Origin of the sequence: Streptomyces phytophilus, from assembly GCF_013870535.1 — a bacterium.
Lineage (GTDB): Bacteria > Actinomycetota > Actinomycetes > Streptomycetales > Streptomycetaceae > Streptomyces > Streptomyces phytophilus.
On record NZ_JACBXC010001522.1, the window covers coordinates 1 to 1287 of the forward strand.

The following is a 1287-nucleotide window of genomic DNA, read 5'->3' on the forward strand; positions in this document are numbered from 1 at the left end:
GCATCATCGTCACCGCCAGGCACAGGTACGGGACGAAGACGACGGCGTAGAAGAGGAAGATCGTGCGCTCCTGGTAGAAGAGCCACGGCACCCAGCCGGCCGCCAGCCCGCACAGGATCGCGCCCGCGCGCCAGTCGCGGCGCAGGCCCCAGCGGTAGAGCGCGTAGACCGCGGCCGCGACGCCCAGCCACCACAGCAGCGGGGTGCCCAGCGCCAGAACCTCGCGGGCGCAGTTCTCCGTCGCGTCGGCGGGGCAGCCGCCGTCGCCGGGCCGGGGGTCGTCCCAGAAGTACGACACGGGCCGGCCCACCACGGGCCAGCTCCACGGGTTGGAGTCGTAGGTGTGACCGGAGTCGAGGTTGACGTGGAACCTGTAGACCACCGCGTGGTAGTGCCACAAGCTGCGCACGGCGTCGGGGACGAACGGGAACGCGGTGTCGCGGTCCTCCGCCCAGCCGCGGAAGTAGCCGTTGCCGGACGCGAACCAGCCGGTCCAGGAGGCGACGTACACCGCGGCCGCCACCGGCACCGTGGAGAAGAACGCCGGCACGACGTCGAGGCGCAGTGCGCGCGCGTACGGGCGGCGGGATCCGGCCGTACGGCGTGCGCCCGCATCCCACAGCACCGTCAGCAGGCCGAACGCGGCGAGGATGAACAGCGCGTTCCACTTGGTGCCCAGCGCGAGCCCCATGCAGGCTCCCGCTGCGAGCCGCCACGGCCGCGCCCCCAGCCGCAGCCCGGAGGCCACCGCGTCGTCCGGCCGCCCCGCCGGCAGTGCGGCGGCCAGCCGTTCGCGCGCGCGGTCCCGGTCGACGAGCAGGCAGCCGAACGCCGCCAGCACCCAGAACATCAGCACCAGGTCGAGCAGCGCCGTGCGGCTCATCACGAAGTGCAGCCCGTCCACCGCCATCAGCAGCCCCGCCAGGCAGCCGAGGAGCGTCGAGCGGAACAGCCTGCGGCCGATGCGGCACAGCATGAGCACCGACAGGGTGCCGAGCAGGGCGACGACGAAGCGCCAGCCGAAGGGGTCCAGGCCGAACGCCCACTCGCCGAGCGCGATCATCCACTTGCCGACGGGCGGGTGGACGACATAGCCGGGATCCTCGCTGAGCGGGATGACCTGCGGGTCGTCGAGGAGCTTGTCGTTGGCGTCCTTGGGCCAACTGCCCTCGTAGCCGAGCTGGAGCAGCGACCAGGCGTCCTTCGCGTAGTACGTCTCGTCGAATATCACCGCGCGCGGGCTGCTCAGGTTCACGAACCGCAGCACACCGGCGAAGAGCGCCACGA

The 1287-nt window shown here is 72.0% G+C and carries 1 protein-coding gene; it reads right to left on the bottom strand.

What is annotated here, in order from left to right:
• Positions 1–1287: dolichyl-phosphate-mannose--protein mannosyltransferase (locus H5J30_RS33925; RefSeq protein ID WP_181791643.1), on the bottom strand; the 1287-nt coding region annotated here is incomplete at both ends.